Raw genomic sequence first — 19,487 nt, forward strand, 5'->3', positions numbered from 1 at the left:
CCCGCCATGACCGATGCCCAGATGGGCCTTGCCGTCGCCACGCCCGCCATCATCGTGATGGCGCTGCTGCTCTACCGCATGGGCGTGTTGCAGAAGGGTGGCGTCACCGCGGCGGTGCTGATGTCGCTCGCCATCGCGACCGTGCTGTTTCTCGAACAATGAGGCGGCTGCCTGCGCGCTCTTTGAGATTCGACAAATTGCCGCAGGCGCAGCGCCGCTAGGCTCGACAGGGCCCCGCATTTTCCGGGGCGCTACCGGAGCCGACACCATGACGACAATGCCGCTGGAACCCCTCGACGTCCGCATGATCCCGCCGGTCGTTCGCCATGCGACGATCTTCGGAATCCTCGAACGCCTGCCGCCCGGCGAGAGCTTCAGCATCGTCAACGATCATGATCCGGCGCCGCTGCGCCGACAGATCGAGGCGCGCTATCCCGGAACCTATAGCTGGGCCTACATCGTGCAGGGGCCCGAGATCTGGCAGGTCGAGATCGGCCGCGGCGAGGCCAATGGCGCCGATTGCGGCGGCCATGACGAAGGCCATGCCTGCACCTGCGGCCACTGAAGCCCGCCAGGTCGCCGCGCGCCATATCAGGCGCTGACTGCGATCCACCTTTATCTCGAAGCATCGGATTCCGCCGGAAAGCCGAAAGCACTTTCCGGTCCGATGCTCCAGCCCCGCTCGGGAGACCCGGCCATGCCGATGGCGTCTCTGTCCCGCTGGACGATGAGCTATTTCGCGGCCGCACTGGCCTTTCTGCTGGCGGCCGAGGTTCTTACCGTTGCCGGCGTCGGCTATCCCGGCGCCGGGCTCCTCGAGCCTGCGACCCTCGTGGTCGTCCATGTCGTGGCGATCGGCTGGCTCAGCCTCGCCATGGCGGGGGCGCTGCTCCAGTTCGTGCCCGTGCTGGTCGCGCGCCCCCTCGCCTTTCCCGGGCTCGCCCTGCCGGCGCTGCTCGCGATCCTCTCCGGACTGCTCTTGCTCTGTGCCGGTTTCACCACCCTGGCCGGCTGGGCCGACTGGCCGTTGGCGCTGATGCCGCTGGCCGCCCTGGCGCTGCTCGGCGGCTTCCTGATGCTCGGCCTGATGCTGGTCGCGACCTTGCTGAGCGCAAGGCCGGTAACGCTGTTCGCACGTTTCGTCCTGGTCGGCCTCAGCTGCCTGATCGCCACCGTTGTGAGCGGCGCGACCTTCGCGGCGATCCTCTCCGGCAGCGGCGGCTGGCTCGCAGAGATCGCGCTCCTGCCGGACGGCCTGCCCTTCCATGCCCTGCTCGGCTTCGGCGGCTGGCTCGGCCTGATCGCCTTCGGCGTCAGCTACAGATTGCTCGTCATGTTCATGATGGCGCCCGAGCCACCGGCCGGGCAGGTTCGCCTCGTGCTGGTCTTCGGCAGCCTCGGCCTCGGCCTCGCGCTCGCGGGCTTGCTCGCCCCGCTCGCGGGTTTCGGGATCGAGGCCGGCTTCACCGCGGCGCCGCTCGCGGCGCTGGCGTTCGCCGGCGGCCTCTACGGCCGCGACATCCTCGCCCTTTATCGCGCGCGCCGGCGGAAAGCGCTCGAGATCAATATGCTGGCGAGCATTCCGGCCTTCGCCGCGCTCGGCTTCGGGCTACCGCTGCTGCCCGTCGCGACCGCCGCCGGTGCGCCCGACGCCTGGCTGGCGTCCCTCATCTTCCTGCTTGCCTTCGGCTGGCTCGGCGGGCTGACGCTGGCGCAGCTCATCAAGATCGTCTCCTTCATGACCTGGCTCGAAACCTATGCCTCGCGGCTCGGGCGTGGGCCGGCGCCGCGGGTCGGCGACCTCGTCGCCATGCCCCGCACCGGCCTGTGGTTCATTCTCTACTATGCCGGCGTCGCGCTCGGGACGGTCGCGCTCGCCGCCGGGCTCGCCACCGCCTTCCGATATGCCATGCTGCCGGCCCTGATCGGGAGCGCCGGCATCGCCGGCGAGCTGGCGAGGGTGCGGCGCTTGTCCGAAATCAAGGCCGAGCAGCGGCCGGCCTTTCATGAATATCCGCGGCTGCTGCTGGCACGCGCCGAGGAAAGGAGACAACCCCATGTCGACAACCGAACCGCTGCAAGCCCGCGAGCTTGACGTGAGGCCGGCCCTGCGGGCCGGCGAGGAGCCGTTCCAGGCGATCATGGACGCCGTCAGCACGCTGGCTCCCGGCCAGTCGCTGCGCCTGATCGCGCCGTTCAGGCCGGTGCCGCTGTTTTCGGTGATGGCCAATCGCGGCTTCGCCGCGCGCGACCGCGCCATCGGCAATGGCGACTGGGAGGTCACCTTCTCGCCGGTTGCAGCGGAGCTGGACGAGACGGCCGGCCTCGCCATCGGCAGCAGCCCATCGGCCGTATCCTGGGGAGCACCGATCGAGGAGCTCGACCTGCGCGACCTCGATCCGCCGGAGCCGATGGTCCGGATACTGGAAGCGCTGGAGGATCTGCAGGCCGGCGACGTGCTGTTCGCCCTGCTGGCGCGCGAGCCGGTGTTCCTGTTCCCGGAGCTGGCGAAGCGCCAGCACGAATGGGCCGGCAATTTCGACGAAGCGGGCGCGACCTATCGCCTGCTGGTCCGCCATGGCGGCGGGAGCGCGCACTGATGAGCGCCCGGCTCGAACGTCTGGTCGAGATCGCCCTGCGCGACGTGCTCGACCCTGAGATGGGCCGCAGCGTCGTCGATCTCGGCCTGATCTATGCCATCGCCGCAGCACCCGACGGGGCGGTCACCATCACCATGACGACGACGACCCGGGGCTGCCCGCTCGCCGGTTTCCTGCGGGAGGCCGTCGCCGCGGCGGCCGGCGCCATAAGCGGGGTGACTTCGGTCGCGGTGACGCTGACCTACGAGCCCGCCTGGGAACCGGCGATGATCGCCGCCGAATGACGCCGACGATCATGCGCCGGGCGCATGATCGTCAAAAATGTTGTGCTGCAACAAAGAGCGATTCAGCCCTGGCTCTAAAGTCTTCATGACCGGTCGATGTCCGGTCGTTGCAAGGAGACAAGCCATGGGCGAAGAGCTCAAACTGACCCGCCGCAGCATTCTGGCGGGAGCAGCTGCCACCGGGGCGATCGTCCAGGCGGCGACTTCCGCGCCGGCGCAGGCCCAGGGCGTGATGACCAAGGCGAGCGCCACGGACGTCGCCAAGCTGCCGCGCGTCAAGCCGAAGCTGGTCGATCCTCCGTTCGTCCATGCGCATGAGCAGATCGCCACCGGCGGCCCCAAGCTCGTGGCGTTCGAGATGACGATCCACGAGAAGAAGATCGTGCTCGACGACGCCGGCACCGAGACTTTCGCCTTCACCTTCAACGGCACCGTACCCGGCCCGCTGATGGTCGTGCACGAGGGCGACTATGTCGAGCTGACGCTGATCAACGCCGAAACCAACGAGCTGATGCACAATATCGACTTCCATTCGTCGACAGGTGCGCTCGGCGGCGGCGGGCTGACCGAGGTCAACCCGGGCGAGAAGGTCGTGCTGCGCTGGAAGGCCACCCGGCCGGGCGTCTTCGTCTACCACTGCGCCCCTCCGGGCATGGTGCCCTGGCACGTCACCGCCGGCATGAACGGCGCCATCATGGTGCTGCCGCGCGACGGGCTGAAGGACCATCAGGGCAAGGCGCTGAAGTACGACAAGGTCTACTATGTCGGCGAGCAGGATTTCTATGTGCCGCGCGACGAGAAGGGCAACTTCAAGCGCTATGCCAGCGTCGGCGAGTCGCATGACGACGTCGTCAAGGCGATGCGCACCCTGACCCCGACCCATGTCGTCTTCAACGGCAAGGTCGGTGCCCTGACCGGCAAGGCAGCGCTTACCGCCAAGGTCGGCGAGACCGTGCTGATCGTCCATTCGCAGGCCAATCGCGACACCCGCCCGCATCTGATCGGCGGCCATGGCGACTATGTCTGGGCGACCGGCAAGTTCCGCAACCCGCCGGAGCGGGACCTCGAGACCTGGTTCATCCCCGGCGGCTGCGCGGGAGCGGCGCTCTACACCTTCCTGCAGCCGGGCATCTACGCCTACGTCAACCACAACCTGATCGAAGCCTTCGAACTCGGCGCCGCCGGACACTTCAAGGTCGAGGGTGAGTGGAATGACGACCTGATGAAGCAGGTCGTAGCGCCCGCCGGCATCTGACCGGCCACCGCCTCCCCGCTCCGGCGGGGAGGCCTATTCCTTTCGCGACAGGAGACGATGATGGGCACGACGCTGCGTATGGGACTTCCCGCGCTGACGACCTCGTTCGGGTTCCTGTTCATGGCTGGCGCAGCCACCCTTCTGTTCGCGGTCCAGCCGCGCACCGCGCCGTCGCTGGTGCCGTTGCCGCAGACTGCAATCGTGCCGCCGGGGACGATGACCCACCGGCTCGACGGCGAGTACCTGCGCGCCGGACGGCCGATCGACGCGCCGCGCGTCGCCGTCCAGATCGACAAGCCGCTGGTGATCATGCGCTACCAGGTCACGGTGGCCGACTACACACGCTGCGTCGCGGCCGGTGCCTGCAAGCGGCAGGACAACATCGCCGCTCGCGGTGACCTGCCGGCGACCGGCGTCAGCCATGCCGACGCCACCGACTACGCCAGTTGGCTGTCGCACGAGACCGGGATGACCTGGCGCCTGCCCACCGACGGGGAATGGGCGCACGCCGCCGGCACGCGCTTCATCGACGATGCGCGCGGCTTCGATCCGGAGAACACCAACCCCGCCCGGCGCTGGCTCGCCGACTACGACCGCGAGGCGGCCCGCAAGGCGGCGAGCGATGCGGTGCCGCGCCCGGTCGGCAGCTTCGGCGCCAATGAACACGGCATCCACGACATGGCCGGCAATGTCTGGGAATGGACCCAGAGCTGCCTGCGCCGCGTCACGCTGGACGCCGCCGGCCGCATGACCGGCGAGACCAGGAATTGCGGAGCCTATGTGGTCGAAGGCCAGCACCGCGCCGTGATGACCTCGTTCATCCGCAATCCCAAGAGCGGCGGCTGCTCGGTCGGCACCCCGCCCGACAATCTCGGCTTCCGCCTGGTCAAGGAGCAGCGCTGGCAGGACCGGGTTCCCGCCGGGCTGCGCCGGCTGCTCCCCGCATGAACGCACATACTCCGCCGGCCCGCTTCGCAGCGGGCCAGTCGACCAATGAAGGCGGCATGGAACTGCTGCTCTGGATCCTGATCTGGAGCGAGTTCGCCGTCTTCGGCGCGTTTCTGATCGCCTTCCTGATTCTCGGGCTCCTCGATCCGCAGGCCCTCGCAAGACTCCACGGCGCGCTCGACCTGCCGCTCGCCGGCGCCGCTACGGCGGTGCTGCTGACCAGCGGCTTCTTCGCCGCCCGCGCCGCCTTCGGCCCGTCACCGCGCTGGAACCTAATCGCCGCCGCGCTCGGCGGCCTCGCCTTCGTCGCGCTCAAGCTCGTCGCCTATGGCCGCGAGATCCCCGCCATCACCGCCGTGGAGAGCCGCCTCGTCGAGCTCTATTTCCTGATCACCGGCTTCCATCTGGCCCATGTGCTCTTCGTCGCGCTGATCATGCTCGCCATCGCCTGGCGGCCGACGCCGCGCCGGACCGGGACGATCGCCGCCATCTGGCACGCGATCGACCTCGTCTGGCTCCTGATCCTGCCCGTCATCTATCTGGGTTGAGATGTCCTCCCTCCGCGAACTCCCGCTGCCCCTCGTGCTCGGCGCCCTGCTTCTGGCGACCGCGCTCGGCCTCATCGCCAGCATGCTGCTTCCACAGGTGCCGCGCGGTTTCGCCATCGCCGCCTTGAGCCTGATCAAGGCGGCGCTCCTCGTGATCGGCTTCATGCGGCTGCAGCAGGAGAGCCGGGCGCTCGCCGGCGCGCTGATCGGCTACGCGGCCGTGCTGTGCGCCCTGGCGGGCCTGCGGATCGCCCTTGCCGCCTAGCGCGCGGGCTTGAATGCTGCCGATGGTTGCGCTCAAATCCGGCGCCGACCGGGTCCGGGGGCTTCGTCGCGGGCGAGGTCTCCGGTCCGCCAAAAGGAAAGACGATACTGTGGGAATGGACCGCAGCGTCCTGCGCAGCATTCCGCTGTTTGCGACGATGGGCGACGAACAGCTCGACCGCATGACGGCGCAGGCGAATGCGCGCCGTGTCCCGCAGGGCGATGCGGTCTTCGAGCAGGGCGACCCGGCCAAGGCCTTCTATCTCCTGCTGCACGGCCGGCTGAAGGTCACACAGGTGACGCGCGACGGCCAGCAGATCATCGTGCGCGTCGTCCATCCCGGCGACCTGTTCGGCTTCACCCGCGCGCTCGGCCGCCCCGATTATCCCGGCACCGCGACGGCAGCGGTCGACAGCCTGGTCGCGAGCTGGCCGACCGAGTCCTGGGACGGTTTCGTCGAGAACAATCCGCAGCTCGCGATGAGCGCGATCCGTACCATCGGCCAGCGCCTCGACGAGGCCCATACCCGCATCCGCGAGATGTCGACCGAAGAGGTCGAGCGCCGGGTCGCGCATGCGGTGCTACGACTGGTCGAGCAGGCCGGCATGCGCGTCGAGACCGGGATGCGTGTCGACTTCCCGATCTCGCGCCGCGACATCGCCGAGATGACCGGCACAACGCTGCACACCGTCTCGCGCATTCTCAGCGCCTGGGAGACGCAAGGGCTGGTCGAGGGCGGGCGGCAGAGGCTGGTGGTCTGCGACGCGGCCGCCCTCACCCGTCTGGCCGAGAACGCGGAATAGCGCACCGCCGGAGCGGCGCGCTGTTCAAGAGCGCCTAAATCTCAAGCCTGCTGTGCGACGGACGGCGCCTTGGGGCCGAGGCGGGCGCCGGTCAGCACCTGCCAATAGGCCAGCGCGAAGACCAGGAAGGCGAGCGACCAGGACAGCGCAGCGACATGCAACAGCGCGGCCGGGCCATGGCCGAGCGCCGAGCAGATCCTGGCGACCGTGCCGATGACGACCAGCACATAGCAAGCCTGGGTCGCTGCAGTCGCGACGAGCGGCCGGCCGGTATGGCCGAGGCTCGCCCGCGACATCACGGCGAGCGTCATCGTGCCGAAGGCGCCGGCCGTCCATGCGTGGAGACCGGCGCCGGTGCCGACCAGGCCGAAGCTCGCGGCCGCCGTCAGGGCGAAGCCGACCGGCACGAAGAGATAGCCGACATGGAGGATGATCAGCAGCGGATTGCGCCAGCAGCGGTCGCCGGCCCAACGCGCCAGCCGGACAAGATTGAGCAAGGCCGCCAGCCCGAGCGCCAAGCCGCTAGCCGGACCGTCCGGCGACGCGACCCAGAGCGCCAGCGCGATGGCGCTGGCGGCCAGCACGAACTTGTCAAAGCCAGCGAAGGGCACAGGCAGGCGCCCCTCGCCTCGTGGCGCCAGCCAGTTGCGCGTGAAGCTCGGCACAATCCGCCCGGCGATCAGCACGACCAGCATCAGCACGACCGCGATGGCGAGCCGGCGGGACACTTCGGCGCCCCCGGTCAGTCCGGCCTCGAGATGGAAGGCGAGATTGGCGGCGAGCAAGAGCCCGACCAGCACGACGACCTTGAGATTGCGCCAGTTGCGGCCGGCGAGGATCTCGCGCGCCGCCGCGGCAGCGAGCAGCAGCAGAAAAAGCGCGTCGACCGCCATGGCGAGGCGCCAGCCGATATAGGCCGAGGCCGAGACGGCGATGCGCCCGGCGACCCAGGCGAGGACGAGCACGAGCAGCGGCGTTCCCTGAACGGGGAGCCGGCCGGTCCAGTTCGGGATCGCGGTCAGGAGAAAGCCACCGATCGCCGCGGCCTGATAGCCGAACAGCATTTCATGGATGTGCCAGTCGATCGGCCCGAAGGCCGTCGGAATGGCAAGACGCCCGGTGACGAAAGGCAGCCAGACCAGGATCGTCAGCCCGGCCTGCAGCGCCGCGAGCAGGAAGAACGGCCGGAAGCCATAAGAGAGCAGTGCCGGCCCCTCATAGGAGCGCAGTCGCGGAATGGGCGCCATGATGGTTCTCCCGACGGCAATAGGCGCGGCCGGCCAGCCGCGCCTTCTGTTCACGCGTTCGATGGTGGACGGCAGCGCGTTCGCGCGACCGGCTCACTTCGCCTTGGCCACCAGATCGGCAAAGGTCGTCTTGGCCTTGCCCGGATGCTTGGCCGCCGCAGCCGCATCGAGATTGGTCGGGTCGCCGACCACGACGAGCGCGACCATGCCCATGCTGTAATGCGGCTTGCACTTGATGCCGTAGACGCCGGGCTCCTTGAAGGTGATGTCGACCTGCTCGTTCAGCTTGCCGATGAAGGGCGTGGCGCCAGCCGGCATCATCTCGGGGATGCTCTCGGCATTGTGGCTCTTGTCGGTCGGCAGGAATTTCACCGTGTCGCCGGGCGCGATCTTGATCAGCGCCGGCTCGAACACCATGGCCCCGGCGGCGCCCTTGTTGAGCATCTTGACCTCGACTTCCGCCGCATTCGCGCCGGCGGCAGCCAGGGTCATCAATGCGCCGGCCAGAATCATCTTGAACATCTTTTCTCTCCTTCAGCGCAGCGGGTTCGTCAGCCCCTCGCTGCACCGCAACATTAGCTGCGGCAGCGCACGCGACTTTGCGAAAAGTCAAACATCGGGAAGATTGGCCGTGGCCTCCCTGGAATCCGCCGACGCGCCGGCCATCCCATGCGAGGACAGCCGGAATCTCACATTCGTGGAATCCCTTGGAGAGGAAACCTGAAGCGCGATCTAAAGCTCGCGCAACGCCGCCGCGCCCGCCTGGGCGCTGCGGCCGATCTCGGCGAAGAGCAGCGCCATCTCCTCGAAGACGCTGCGGTCGCTTTCGGCCTCGGTCAGCGAGTCGAGATCCGAAAGGAAACCGAGCAGCGCGGCGACCCGCTCCTTATGGTCGCGCGCCTTGGCGAGCTGCCGGCGGGATTCGCGCCGGCGTTCGAGCTGGTCGAACCGCTCGAGCGCGCCGTCGAGCCGCTCGCGGCAGGCGCAGTCGAGATCCTCCGGCCGCAGGACCCGGCGCAACCGGCCGATCAGCTCGCTCGCCGGGGTCGCCCGGCTGGCCGGCTCGGAGCCGGGACGCGCTACTCCGCCTTGGCCGCCGTTCATGCCCGCCTCCGTTTCCGCACTCGCTGGCGGTTCAGACGCCCGCTCCGACCCGAAGATGCCCGGGGACCGCATGCAGGAAGCCGTTGGCGAACGGCACCTCGGGATAAAGCTCGCCGAGCCGCTGCTCGCCCTCCTCGGCGTCGAGACGCCCGTCGGCGACATCGCGGAACAGCTTGGCGACCGCGACCATGTCGCAGCTCTGCGGCGAGAGCCGCAGCGAGGCGACGCCGGCCTCGCGCAATGCCGGAATGTCGTGCAGCAGGCTGGCGCAGCCATGCGAGAGTGTCTGCACCCCGTTCACCGAAAGGAATCCGGCGCCGTCGAGCGTCTTGACCGGCATGCCGTCGGGATCGAGTTCGCAGACGAAGCGGCAATTATCCTTGGTCAGCTTGTGGGCGCGGGCATGGTAGCAGCGTGCCGAGATCGCCAGCGGCACCTTGCCGAAGGCGAAGACCTCGATCGCCAGCTGTGGCAGGGCGGCGGCGATCGTCGCGATGGCCGGCAGCGGCAGCTCCGGCGGCAGGCAGATCCGGCTCGCGCCGCACTCGGCCAGGAAGCTCGCCGCGCCTTCATTGTACACGTTGACGAACGGGCCGACGGCGAAGGGCCGGCCGTTCAGCGAGGCGAGGCAGGTCAGGTCGTTGATCTCGACCATGGTGTCCTCGGCCTGCATCAGCTCGCGGCTCTGGCGGCGCTCGCGCGGCAGCGAGACCAGGATGAGCGAGGCCGGCAGGACCTGCTTGCCCGCCGCCTCGAGCCGCTCGATCACATCGGGGAGAAGGTCCTGCTTGAACGGCGCCCGCTTGGAGCAGACGACCTCGCCGACCACCACGGTTTCGACCGGCGCCTCGTCGGCGATGCGATAATAGAAGTCGCGCCAGCGCTCGGGTGACCAGTGGTAGAGCACGGGGCCGAGGGTTAGTTGCATCGGCAGTTTCCTTGATGCGCGAGTGGCGGCTAGCGCCAGGCCTTGCGATAGGCGCCGACCGTGTTGGCCTGCCCCTCCGACATGGCGACGAGCCCGGTCATCGGCGCGCTGCGCCCCTGGTCGATGGCAGCGAGAATGTCGCGGAAGGAGCGGACGACGCCGGCGATATAGGCCCGCCCGCGCTGGCGGCCCTCGATCTTGAAGGCCGTCACGCCGGCATCGCGCAGCGCCGGCAGCAGCACGCCGGCGTCAAGGCTGACCGGTTCCTCGAAAATGTAACCGGTACTCTTCGGCGTGACGAAGCGGCCCTTGCACAGGGTCGGGTAGCCGGCGGGCTCGTCCTTCTCGAAGCTGTTGATGGTGAAGCCGCCGAGCTTGGAGACGATGCGTCCACCCTGCTGCGCATAGGCGACATCGCCGGCCGGCGAGCAGACGCCCTGCATGTTCGGGGATTTTCCGGTGGCGTAGGAAGAGAGCGAGCAACGCCCCTCCTCCATCACGCAGAGGCCGCCGAAGACGAAGACCTCAGTCTCGCAGCTCGTCTCGCGGACGATCGAGGCGATCTCCATCACGCCGAGCACGCGCGGCAACACCACGCGCTGCGCCCCGAAGCGCTCGACATAGAAGCGGATCGCGTCGGGATTGGCCGCAGCCGCCTGGACCGAGACATGCAGGCGCTGGCCGGGATGGCGGCGGGCGGCATAGGCGAGCGTCGCGAGATCGGCGAGGATCAGAGCATCCGCGCCGGCCGCGACCGCATCGTCGATCGCCGACTGCCAGAGCTGGAAGACACCGGCCCGCGCGAAGGTGTTGATCGCGACCAGCACCTTGACGCCGTGGCGATGCGCGAAGGCGATGCCCCGTCGCAATTCGTCCCGCGAAAAATTCAGGCCGGGGAAGTTGCGGGCATTGGTCTCGTCGCGGAAGCCGCAATAGACCGCATCGGCGCCGGCCTCCACGGCAGCCTCGAGGCTCGCCGGCGTACCGGCGGGGCAGATCAGTTCCAAGACGAGCCTCCGGGTGCGGCCTGCGCAGGCCGGGCCCGTCCGGTCTGCCGGCGCAGGAACGCGGCGGCGCGGGTCCCGAGCGGGCCGAGGCAGCCGAGCAGGAGCGTGCCGAAATCGAGCCGGGCGTCGTCGAGCGCGTTGCGCAGAGCGAGCGTCGCCTCCATGTCGCCCTCGATCGACAGCGTCCGCGAGAAGAATAGCGCGTCGCCGTCGAGCCGGCCCTCGGCCATGCCGATCAGTCCTGACAGCGGGCCGCGAATGCGGACATCGAGCCCGGGCGGTAGCCGGCGGACGGCGCGCGCCTGCGGGCGCTCCGGCCGCGGCTCCAGCACGAAGGCGAAGGGCAGATCGGTCGGCTCGATGCCGAAGCGCTTCTCGGCATGCTCGCCGAGGCGGCCGTAAAGATCGGGGTGGAGGCGACCGATGCGCGACAGCGTCAAGGCCAGCAGCGGCTGCAGCGGCCCAAGCGGCAGCGGTGCCATGGCGTGGGTGAGCCAGGGCGGCAGGACCAGAGGTCCAGGTGGTGCTGCATTCGGCGTCGCGCTGTTCGGCATCGATCTCCTCCTGTCCGCAAGATCGCGGCAAAGACCCGCCAGGTCGTTGCGCCACCGCAAAGACGAGGCGGAATGCGCGGGAGCATGGTGCGGCAACCGGAGCCCCTGCCCTTGCCGATCCGTGAACTGCCGCGCTTTCGCGACCTCAGCGCCTTCCTCGCCCATCTCGACGACGCCGGTCAGCTGCGGCGGATCGCCGAGCCGGTCAGCGTCGTGCACGAGATCACCGAGATCCATCGCCGCGTCATCGCGCAGGAAGGGCCGGCGCTGCTGTTCGAGCGCCCGGTACGGTCGGACGGCACGGTCTCGCCGATCCCGCTGCTGACCAATCTGTTCGGCACGGTCGAGCGCGTCGCCTGGGGGCTCGGCCGCACGCCCGGACAGTTGCCTGCCCTCGGGCGAACCCTCGCCGAGCTGCGCGAGCCGCGCCCACCCCGCGGCCTCGCCGAAGCCTGGAAGGCGCTGCCGCTGGCGCGCGCGGCACTCTCCATGCGCCCGCGCGGCGAGAACCGGGCGCCTGTGCAGGAGCAGGTGTTTCGCGGCTACGACATCGACCTGACGGCCCTGCCCGTTCAGACCTGCTGGCCGGGCGAGCCCGCACCGCTGATCACCTGGCCGCTGGTCATCACCGCGCCGCCCGAGCCGACGCCCGAGGACGAGTGCAATCTCGGCGTCTACCGCATGCAGGTGCTGGGAAAGGACCGCGCCATCCTGCGCTGGCTCGCCCATCGCGGCGGCGCCCGCCATCATGCGCAATGGCGAAGGCTCGGTCGTGACATGCCGGTCGCCGTGGTGATCGGCGCCGACCCGGCGACGATCCTGTCGGCCGTGCTGCCGCTACCCGAGACCGTTTCGGAGATGCGCTTTTCCGGCCTGCTGCGCGGCGAGCGGCCGGCCCTTACGAATTGCGTCAGCGTGCCGCTTGCCGTGCCGGCCGCGGCCGAGATCGTCATCGAGGGGCTGGTCTCGCCAGACGAAACCGCTCTGGAAGGCCCGTTCGGCGACCATACCGGCTACTACAATGCGGTCGAGCCCTTCCCGGTGATGCGGGTCACCGCGGTGACGATGCGCCGGGCGCCGCTCTATCTTTCGACCTTCACCGGACGCGCGCCCGACGAACCTTCGCGCATCGGCGAGGCGCTGAACACGCTGTTCCTGCCTTTGCTGCAGCGGCAATTCCCGGAGGTGGTCGATTTCTGGCTGCCGCCGGAGGCCTGCTCCTACCGGATCGCGGTCGTCGCCATGGCCAAGCGCTATCCCGGCCAGGCGCGCCGGCTGATGCTCGGCCTGTGGTCGATGCTGCCGCAGTTCAGCTACACCAAGCTGATCATCGTGGTCGACGCCGACATCAACCCACGCGACTGGGCGCAGGTGATGTGGGCGGTCGCGACCCGCTCGGACGCCAGCCGCGACCTCGTGACGATCGCCGACACGCCGATCGACTATCTCGACTTCGCCTCTCCCAAGCCCGGCCTCGGCGGCAAGCTCGGCATCGACGCCACCAACAAGCTGCCGCCCGAGACCCAACGCGAATGGGGCGCCCCGATGGCGATGGATCCTGAAGTCAGCGCCCGCATCGACGCGCTCTGGCCCTCGCTCGGCCTCGCAACGCCGCCCGGAACCGCACCATGAACCAGCTTCCGCCCGCCGCCGCCCTTCCGGGGCCCGCCACCGTTTCGAGCCGCCCGCTGCGGGTCATCGTCGGGCTGAGCGGCGCATCCGGCGCGGCGATCGGGCTGCGCGTGCTCGAACGGCTCGCAGCCTCCGGCCGGGTCGAAACCCATCTCGTGGTCTCGCGCGCAGCGGAGCGGACGCTCGCCGCCGAGGTCGGTCCCGACGCCCTGGCACGGGCGCTCGCCCTCGCCAATGTCCACCACGACCATTGCGATATCGGCGCCTCAATCGCGAGCGGGTCCTTCCCGGTGGCGGGGATGATCGTGGCTCCCTGCTCGATGCATACGCTCTGCGCCATCGCCTATGGCCAGCTCGGCAATTTGCTGGTGCGCGCCGCCGATGTGCAGCTCAAGGAGCGCCGCCGGCTGGTCCTGATCGCCCGCGAGAGCCCGCTGCATCTCGGCCATCTGCGGGCGATGGCGCAGGTCACCGAGTATGGCGCCATCGTCGCGCCGCCGGTCCCGGCCTTCTATCTGCGGCCGCCGGACATCGCCGCGATCATCGACCAGATCGCGCTGCGCGCCATCGGCCTGCTCGGCCTCGGGCTCGACGAGATCGCCCCCCTCGCCTGGCAGGGAGAGATGGAAACAGACTTGGCCGCCACGGCCGGCGAATAGAGGCGCCAACTATACACCACGTTTCTCCGTCAGCCCGGCCGCAGCGAAGCGGCCCCGCTCCGGGATGACGAAGTGGTTCCGAGCAAGCGCGACATGCTCCCGGCAGCTCAGACTGCCCGGCTGAACTGGCGCTGCGACTGGTCGAGATGGGCGTCGAAGGCCGAGGCGACCTTGCGCACGAACAGGCGCGCGTCCTCGGGCAAGAGCACCCGGCTGCCATCGAAGCGAATCAGGCCATCGCGCGACAGGTCCTCGAGCTTGGCGAGCGACGGAGCCAGGACCCCGCGGTCGACCGGGTGCTCATCGCAGACGGCGTCGATATCGACGGCAAGATCGCACATCACCCGCTCGATCAAGGCCGCCCGCAGCCGGTCCTCGGCGGTCAGCCGATAGCCCTTGCCGGTCGGCAGCGCGCCATCGGCGACGCGCTCGGCATAGCGCCCGATCACCACCTCGTTCTGGACGAAGCCCTGCGGCAGGCGTCCGATCGCCGAAGCGCCGAAGCCGATCAGCGCCTCGCAACGATCGGTGGTGTAGCCTTGGAAATTGCGGTGCAGCCGGCCCTGCGCCAGGGCCTGCGCCATCGCATCGGTCGGCCGGGCGAAATGGTCGAGCCCGATGCGGACATAGCCGGCAGCGACGAGCTGCTGGGCCATCGCCTCGGCCTGCTCATGCCGGGCCTGCCCGTCCGGCAGGTCTTCGACCGCGATCCGGCGCTGATGCTTCTTGAATTCCGGGACATGGGCATAGCCGAAGATCGAGAACCGGTCCGGCCGCATGGCGAGGCATTGCTCGACAGTGTCGCGGCAGGACTGCAGCGTCTGCTTCGGCAGCCCGTAGATCAGGTCGAAGCTGACCTCCTCGATGCCGGCGCGACGCAGGCCCGTAACGACGCTCGCGGTCTGCTCGACGCTCTGGATGCGGTTGATCGCCTTCTGCACCGCCGGGTCAAAACTCTGCACGCCGAGGCTGGCACGGTTGACGCCCGCCGCGGCGAGCGCCGCCGTCATCTCGATGCCGAGCCGGCGCGGGTCGATCTCGACGGCGATCTCGGCCTGCGGATGCACGGCGAAATGCTGGCGCAGCAGCGCGACGAGCGCGACAAATTCCTGCGGCTCGATAATCGTCGGCGTGCCGCCGCCGAAATGGATATGGCGCACGTCGAGCGGAGCGGAGAGCTGCCCGGCCACGAGCGGGATCTCGCTGCGCAGCACGGCGAGATAGTCGACGATCGGGCCGTCGCGCAGGGCGACCGTGGTGTGACAGCCGCAATACCAGCACATCGAGCGGCAGAACGGCACGTGCAGATAGAGCGAGGTCGTCGTCCCCGCCGGCAGCGCCTTCAGCCAGCCGGCATAGGTCGCAGCGTCGACGCCGGCATTGAAATGCGGCGCGGTCGGATAGCTGGTGTAGCGCGGAAGCCGCTCGTCCGCGTAGTGCGCGCCCTGCATCGAAAGCTCCGAAAATCGACTGTTCCCGGTTACCTCGTACCCCGCATGGCGGCGCGCTTCTTTGATCGAATGCAAACTGGCAGGGGTCGATCCGCATCTGCCGCGCTGGCCGGGGTCGCCCTGATTGAGGCCGCGCGCGCCATTCTTTTTCGCGCAGCCACGAGCCCGAGGGCGTTTGCCGCCTGGCTGGCGCGATCGCCCGATTGTTTGACCTGCAGCAATGTTCCGCACCGCGGCCTGGTAGATGCTGCTCTCCAGGAGGAGGAAACCATGCATCTCTCCGAACTCGCACAGCGCTGGCGGCAGCGCCATTCCGCGCGCCGCGAACTTGATGCGCTCGGCCGTGATGGCCTGCGCGAACTGGCCAGCGACATCGCCGTAAGCCAGGCGGATCTCTACGATCTGGCCTTGCGCGATGCGTCCGAGAACGAGCTGCTGCCGCGGCTTCTCGCCAGCACCGGGTTCGACGCCGAGCGCCTCTCCCGTCTGCAGCCGGCCGTGATGCGCGACATGGCGGTCGTCTGCGCGAGCTGCACGATGACACAACGTTGCCGCCGAAGGCTCGACCGCGACGAAGCGGAGCTGACCTATCAGCAGTACTGCGCGAATGCCGCCACCATCGCCGCGCTGAGACGCGAGCGCCTGCGCCGGCCAAAGCTGCGGGTCGTCGAGACGCCTTGCTAAAGCCGGCACCGCAGCCGGCCGTCTGGTGAACAGCCGTCAACAATTGCGGCTGCAATCGCTTGAATTCAATCGATCCTTGTTGGATCGTCCGCCCGGCCAGAGCGCGAGACCTGCCATGGAGGGGGCCGCCGGCCGGGGATTGCGGGGCTGATGGACGCGACATCGGGAGAACGGCTGGTCATCGTCGAGGACGACCCCGTCACCCGTGCGGTCATCGCTGGCTATTTCAGCGACCAGGGCTTCCAGATCCAGGAGGCGGAGACGATCGCCCAGGCCAAGCGGGCCGTCCGCAGCTTCAGGCCAGAGCTGATCTTCATCGATGTCGTGCTGCCCGATGGTGACGGCTTTGAGCTCGCCAGGGAGCTCCAGACATTTTCGGATGCCGGCATCATCTTCGTGACGCAGCGCGATGCCGATATCGACCGGATCGTCGGGCTCGAACTCGCCGGCGATCACTATGTCAGCAAGCCTGTCGACCTGCGCGACCTGCTCGCCCGGACCCGCTCGGTGCTGCGGCGACGCAGGATCGAGCGCGATACGGCCCGGCGCAGCACCACAGCGACCTTCGGCCCGTTCATCATGGACCTGTTGCGGCGAGAGCTCGCGACGCTCACCGGCGACCCGATCCGGCTCACACGCGGCGAATTCGACCTGCTGGCGGCGTTGGTCGAAAGCACTGAGCATGCCCTGACACGCGACTATCTGATCGAGGTGGTCAGCAACCGCTACACCGATGTCGACGCGCGCAGCGTCGACGCGCTGGTCGCCCGACTCCGGCGCAAGCTCAGCGATGCCGGACATCCCGGGATCATCGTCACCGTCAGCGGTATCGGCTACAGGCTCGGGCTGCCGGTCGAACGCGACATCTGAACCTCCGAAAGGCCGGGCGCCTCGTCTTCGAGACCGGCGAGAGCCTCGAAGGCGTCGCTGCGGGCCCGGCCGAGCAGCTCGACCGCGCGTCCCAGCGCGTCGGGCTCGACGACCAGCGCCTCTCGCTCGAGCCTGCCCGCCAGAACGACGACGCGCCCGAACCCGACCGCACCGGCCGAGCTCGCGAGCTGATGGGCCAGCCGCCGCAGCTCCACCCTGTCCGAAGCCATCAACGCCGTGCGCATGTCCTTCATGATCTGCTCCGACACGGTCGCGAAGAGTTGGAGCAGCTGCCGTGTCCGCTCCTCGCCGATCAGGCCGCGCTGTGTGCGAAAGAAGGCGACATCGACGGGGAGCTCCGCCGAAAGCGCCACAGACGGCCCTTCGCCGCGACGGGCCCCACCTCGCCCGATGGCCTGCATCAGCGATGCCGACGTGATCGGCTTCGACAGGATCGTCGTCAGCGCCGCCGCACGCATCCGCCGCATCGTCTCAGGAGAGACATCAGCCGTCAGCGCGATGATCCGGAGCTGCGAAGCTCCCGGCAATTCCCGCATCGCCAGTGCGGTCTCGACGCCGTCCATGCCGGCCATGTGCATGTCGAGCAGCACGAGGTCGAAGGCGCCTTTGCGCAGCCTTGCCAGCGCCGCTTCGCCCGAGGCTACGGCCTGCACCTTGTGGCCAGCCTTGCCGACCATGACCCGGGCAACCTCGCGGGTCACCGGGTCGTCGTCGACAACGAGGACGCGTTGAATCTGCGTCGGCGTCCGGTCCACGGGCCGCGGTTCTCCCTTGGCCGTCCCCAAGGGCAGCCTGACGGAAAAGCTGCTGCCTTCCCCTTTGGTGCTGGCGACGGAGATCGAGCCGCCCATCAGCTCCGCCAGTTTGCTGCAGATCGCCAAGCCCAGCCCGACACCGCCATTGCGCCGGCCCGTTTCCGGATCGACCTGCACGAAATCACGAAAGATCTGGCCCTGCATCGCCCGGTCGATGCCGATACCGGTGTCGCGGACCATGAGCGTCAACCAGATGCTGCCGCCGGCCGACGGAGGCTCCAGCTCGGCGCTGAACTCGACCTCGCCCCGCTCGGTAAAGCTGATCGCGTTGCGCAAGAGGTTGATCAAGATGCGCTGGATCTTGCCGGGATCGCCATGAACACGAGCATAATCGGGCGACGGGCGCCGCAGCTTCAGGGCAAGCCCCTTCTGCTCAGCCGGTTGACGCATCAGGGCATCGGCGGCCTCGAGCAGCGCGCCAAGATCGAAATCGCGCAGGTCGAGGCTTTCGCTCCCAGCCTCCAGCCGCGACAGGTCGAGCGTCGCATTGGCCAGATCGACGAGCGCTTCGCCCGAGGTGGCGGCCATGGCGACGAGGCGGCGATCGCGCTGGCTCAGGCGGCTTCGATCGAGCAGATCCAGAACGCCGAGCACACCGGAGAGCGGCGTCCGGATATCGTGGCCGACCACCGCCAGGAACCTGGATTTTGCCCGGGTCGCCTCCTCCGCAGCCTTCTGTCCCGCGGAGGCCAGCTCCAGCGCCGTCTTCAGGGCCGCAGTGCGGGCGACAACCTTGTCCTCCAACATGGCGCGACTTTCCTCCAGACTTTCGGCCATCTGGTTGAACTGCTCCCCGAGTTCCTGAAGCTCGTCACCCGTGCGGATATCGATCCGCTCGTGCAATTGTCCCCGGCCGATCCGAGCCGCGCCGTCGCCAAGAGCCTTGACCGGCGCCACAAGCTTCCGGCTCAAGGCGATTGCGGCGACGATTGCGGCGAGAAGCGCCAGCGCGAGGAACACAAGCGAACGCAGCAGCGATGCATGGATCGGAGCGAAGGCTTCCCATTCAGGCAGATCGACCACCACATTCCAGTCGAGGTCGGGAACCGCCGCCATGACCGACAGCACCTTGCGCCCCTCGATATCGGTCGTCGAAAGCCCAGCCCCGGGCTCTCCCGCAGCCTGATGCGCGCCGATGAGGTCAGCGAGCTTGGTATTGCGGAGGACGAAGCGCAGATCGGGATGAGCGATCAGCCGCCCGGACTGCGTGACGATATAGGCGCGGCCGGCCTCGCCGACCTTGAGCCGGGAAACCAGATCGCGGATGAAAACGAGGTTGACCGTCGCCTGCGCGACCCAATGTGGCGGTGCCTCGCCGCGCCGGAGCAGCACCACATAGGGCTCCGAGCCCCGGCGGAACTGGACATCGCCATGGAAGCTGCCCTGCGCGAGCGCCGTCTTGAAACCGGGATCCGCCGACCAGTCGACGCCGCTGCGGATCCGGTCGCGCTCGATGCGTGAAAGCGCGAGCTGCTCGCGCCCTGTCGGATCGATCTGGCGCAGTTCGAGGATGGCCGGCACCTGCCGCAGCAGCCGCAGACCGTCCAGCCGACGCTCCTCGGCCGAATTGTCGCCAGCACCGCTCTGCGCGACCCAGTCGAGCTGATGCATGATGTCGGCCACGAAAGCGCCAATCCTCTGCGCCGCCGCCCGGGCCTGTTCCTGCTGCACACGGACCACGAGTGCCCTCTGGTCCGAGAAGGCGAAATAGGTCGAGACGGCCGTGCTGAGCCCCAGCGCAAGGCAGATCGCGACGGCCATGAACAGCGCATACCGCCGACCGAGCGCGCCACGCGGCTCAGAGGCGTTTCGC

The 19,487-nt window shown here is 68.7% G+C and carries 22 protein-coding genes; 14 read left to right on the top strand and 8 right to left on the bottom strand.

The features are described 5' to 3' along the window. The first annotated feature begins 6 nt into the window (after window positions 1-6). The 10 genes from RKE40_RS09980 to RKE40_RS10025 all read left to right on the top strand — a co-directional run bounded on the left by RKE40_RS09980 (window position 7) and on the right by RKE40_RS10025 (window position 6,702). Complete coding sequence (locus tag RKE40_RS09980) at window positions 7-162, top strand: hypothetical protein (RefSeq protein ID WP_316018083.1); 156 nt, start codon at window positions 7-9, stop codon at window positions 160-162. A 106-nt stretch (window positions 163-268) separates the two neighbouring features. Next, window positions 269-565, top strand: a complete 297-nt coding sequence (locus RKE40_RS09985) for a DUF2249 domain-containing protein (RefSeq protein ID WP_316018084.1) — start codon at window positions 269-271, stop codon at window positions 563-565. Window positions 566-697: 132 nt separating this feature from the next. Beyond that, on the top strand, window positions 698-2,095 hold the full coding sequence (locus tag RKE40_RS09990) for a hypothetical protein (protein WP_316018085.1): 1,398 nt from the start codon (window positions 698-700) through the stop codon (window positions 2,093-2,095). Continuing rightward, window positions 2,058-2,600, top strand: coding sequence for a DUF2249 domain-containing protein (locus RKE40_RS09995; RefSeq protein ID WP_316018086.1), 543 nt, complete (start codon window positions 2,058-2,060; stop codon window positions 2,598-2,600). Before RKE40_RS09990 ends, RKE40_RS09995 begins: the two co-directional genes overlap by 38 nt. Beyond that, window positions 2,600-2,884 (top strand): metal-sulfur cluster assembly factor, encoded by a 285-nt coding sequence (locus tag RKE40_RS10000; RefSeq protein ID WP_390893303.1) that lies wholly within the window; start codon window positions 2,600-2,602, stop codon window positions 2,882-2,884. Before RKE40_RS09995 ends, RKE40_RS10000 begins: the two co-directional genes overlap by 1 nt. Before the next feature lie 124 nt (window positions 2,885-3,008). Continuing rightward, window positions 3,009-4,139 (top strand): copper-containing nitrite reductase, encoded by a 1,131-nt coding sequence (nirK, locus tag RKE40_RS10005; protein ID WP_316018087.1) that lies wholly within the window; start codon window positions 3,009-3,011, stop codon window positions 4,137-4,139. A 60-nt stretch (window positions 4,140-4,199) separates the two neighbouring features. After that, window positions 4,200-5,087 carry an SUMF1/EgtB/PvdO family nonheme iron enzyme gene (locus RKE40_RS10010; protein ID WP_316018088.1) on the top strand — a complete coding sequence of 296 codons (888 nt, stop codon included), beginning with the start codon at window positions 4,200-4,202 and terminating at the stop codon, window positions 5,085-5,087. Next, on the top strand, window positions 5,084-5,635 hold the full coding sequence (locus tag RKE40_RS10015) for a cytochrome c oxidase subunit 3 family protein (RefSeq protein WP_316018089.1): 552 nt from the start codon (window positions 5,084-5,086) through the stop codon (window positions 5,633-5,635). The genes RKE40_RS10010 and RKE40_RS10015 overlap by 4 nt, the downstream gene beginning before the upstream one ends. 1 nt (window position 5,636) lies before the next feature. Continuing rightward, window positions 5,637-5,900 carry a hypothetical protein gene (locus RKE40_RS10020; RefSeq protein ID WP_316018090.1) on the top strand — a complete coding sequence of 88 codons (264 nt, stop codon included), beginning with the start codon at window positions 5,637-5,639 and terminating at the stop codon, window positions 5,898-5,900. Between the two features lie 109 nt (window positions 5,901-6,009). Next, the gene (locus RKE40_RS10025; protein WP_316018091.1) at window positions 6,010-6,702 is read left to right on the top strand and encodes a Crp/Fnr family transcriptional regulator; all 693 of its coding nucleotides are present in this window, start codon (window positions 6,010-6,012) and stop codon (window positions 6,700-6,702) included. Between the two features lie 41 nt (window positions 6,703-6,743). On the opposite strand, the gene RKE40_RS10030 is transcribed toward RKE40_RS10025, so the two are convergent. From RKE40_RS10030 to ubiT, 6 genes are all read right to left on the bottom strand, one after another. Then, window positions 6,744-7,949 (bottom strand): NnrS family protein, encoded by a 1,206-nt coding sequence (locus RKE40_RS10030; protein ID WP_316018092.1) that lies wholly within the window; start codon window positions 7,947-7,949, stop codon window positions 6,744-6,746. A gap of 93 nt (window positions 7,950-8,042) precedes the next feature. Beyond that, entirely contained in the window at window positions 8,043-8,471 is a 429-nt protein-coding gene (locus tag RKE40_RS10035) for a pseudoazurin (protein WP_316018093.1), read from the bottom strand. A gap of 210 nt (window positions 8,472-8,681) precedes the next feature. Beyond that, window positions 8,682-9,053, bottom strand: a complete 372-nt coding sequence (locus RKE40_RS10040; protein WP_316018094.1) for a hypothetical protein — start codon at window positions 9,051-9,053, stop codon at window positions 8,682-8,684. A gap of 31 nt (window positions 9,054-9,084) precedes the next feature. Then, entirely contained in the window at window positions 9,085-9,981 is an 897-nt protein-coding gene (gene ubiV / locus RKE40_RS10045) for a ubiquinone anaerobic biosynthesis protein UbiV (protein ID WP_316018095.1), read from the bottom strand. Between the two features lie 29 nt (window positions 9,982-10,010). Next, a complete protein-coding gene (ubiU, locus tag RKE40_RS10050) occupies window positions 10,011-10,988 on the bottom strand; it encodes a ubiquinone anaerobic biosynthesis protein UbiU (RefSeq protein ID WP_316018096.1) in 978 nt (325 codons plus the stop codon). Beyond that, window positions 10,979-11,542, bottom strand: coding sequence for a ubiquinone anaerobic biosynthesis accessory factor UbiT (gene ubiT, locus RKE40_RS10055; RefSeq protein ID WP_316018097.1), 564 nt, complete (start codon window positions 11,540-11,542; stop codon window positions 10,979-10,981). The genes ubiU and ubiT overlap by 10 nt, the downstream gene beginning before the upstream one ends. Before the next feature lie 84 nt (window positions 11,543-11,626). Between ubiT and RKE40_RS10060 the strand changes: the two genes are divergently transcribed. Both RKE40_RS10060 and RKE40_RS10065 read left to right on the top strand, forming a co-directional pair. Beyond that, complete coding sequence (locus tag RKE40_RS10060) at window positions 11,627-13,174, top strand: UbiD family decarboxylase (protein ID WP_316018098.1); 1,548 nt, start codon at window positions 11,627-11,629, stop codon at window positions 13,172-13,174. After that, window positions 13,171-13,833 carry a UbiX family flavin prenyltransferase gene (locus RKE40_RS10065; protein ID WP_316018099.1) on the top strand — a complete coding sequence of 221 codons (663 nt, stop codon included), beginning with the start codon at window positions 13,171-13,173 and terminating at the stop codon, window positions 13,831-13,833. The genes RKE40_RS10060 and RKE40_RS10065 overlap by 4 nt, the downstream gene beginning before the upstream one ends. Window positions 13,834-13,940: 107 nt before the next feature. On the opposite strand, the gene hemN is transcribed toward RKE40_RS10065, so the two are convergent. Next, window positions 13,941-15,284, bottom strand: a complete 1,344-nt coding sequence (gene hemN, locus RKE40_RS10070) for an oxygen-independent coproporphyrinogen III oxidase (protein WP_316018100.1) — start codon at window positions 15,282-15,284, stop codon at window positions 13,941-13,943. A gap of 45 nt (window positions 15,285-15,329) precedes the next feature. Between hemN and RKE40_RS10075 the strand changes: the two genes are divergently transcribed. Beyond that, on the top strand, window positions 15,330-15,968 hold the full coding sequence (locus tag RKE40_RS10075) for a DUF6455 family protein (RefSeq protein ID WP_316018101.1): 639 nt from the start codon (window positions 15,330-15,332) through the stop codon (window positions 15,966-15,968). A 150-nt stretch (window positions 15,969-16,118) separates the two neighbouring features. Beyond that, window positions 16,119-16,838 carry a response regulator gene (locus RKE40_RS10080; protein WP_316018102.1) on the top strand — a complete coding sequence of 240 codons (720 nt, stop codon included), beginning with the start codon at window positions 16,119-16,121 and terminating at the stop codon, window positions 16,836-16,838. Here RKE40_RS10080 and RKE40_RS10085 read toward each other — a convergent pair. After that, window positions 16,802-19,435, bottom strand: coding sequence for an ATP-binding protein (locus RKE40_RS10085; RefSeq protein ID WP_316018103.1), 2,634 nt, complete (start codon window positions 19,433-19,435; stop codon window positions 16,802-16,804). The two genes, RKE40_RS10080 and RKE40_RS10085, sit on opposite strands and share 37 nt — an antisense overlap. Window positions 19,436-19,487 lie beyond the last annotated feature (52 nt).

It is taken from the genome of Allobosea rubneri, assembly GCF_032464875.1.
GTDB classification, from domain to species: Bacteria; Pseudomonadota; Alphaproteobacteria; order Rhizobiales; family Beijerinckiaceae; genus Allobosea; species Allobosea rubneri.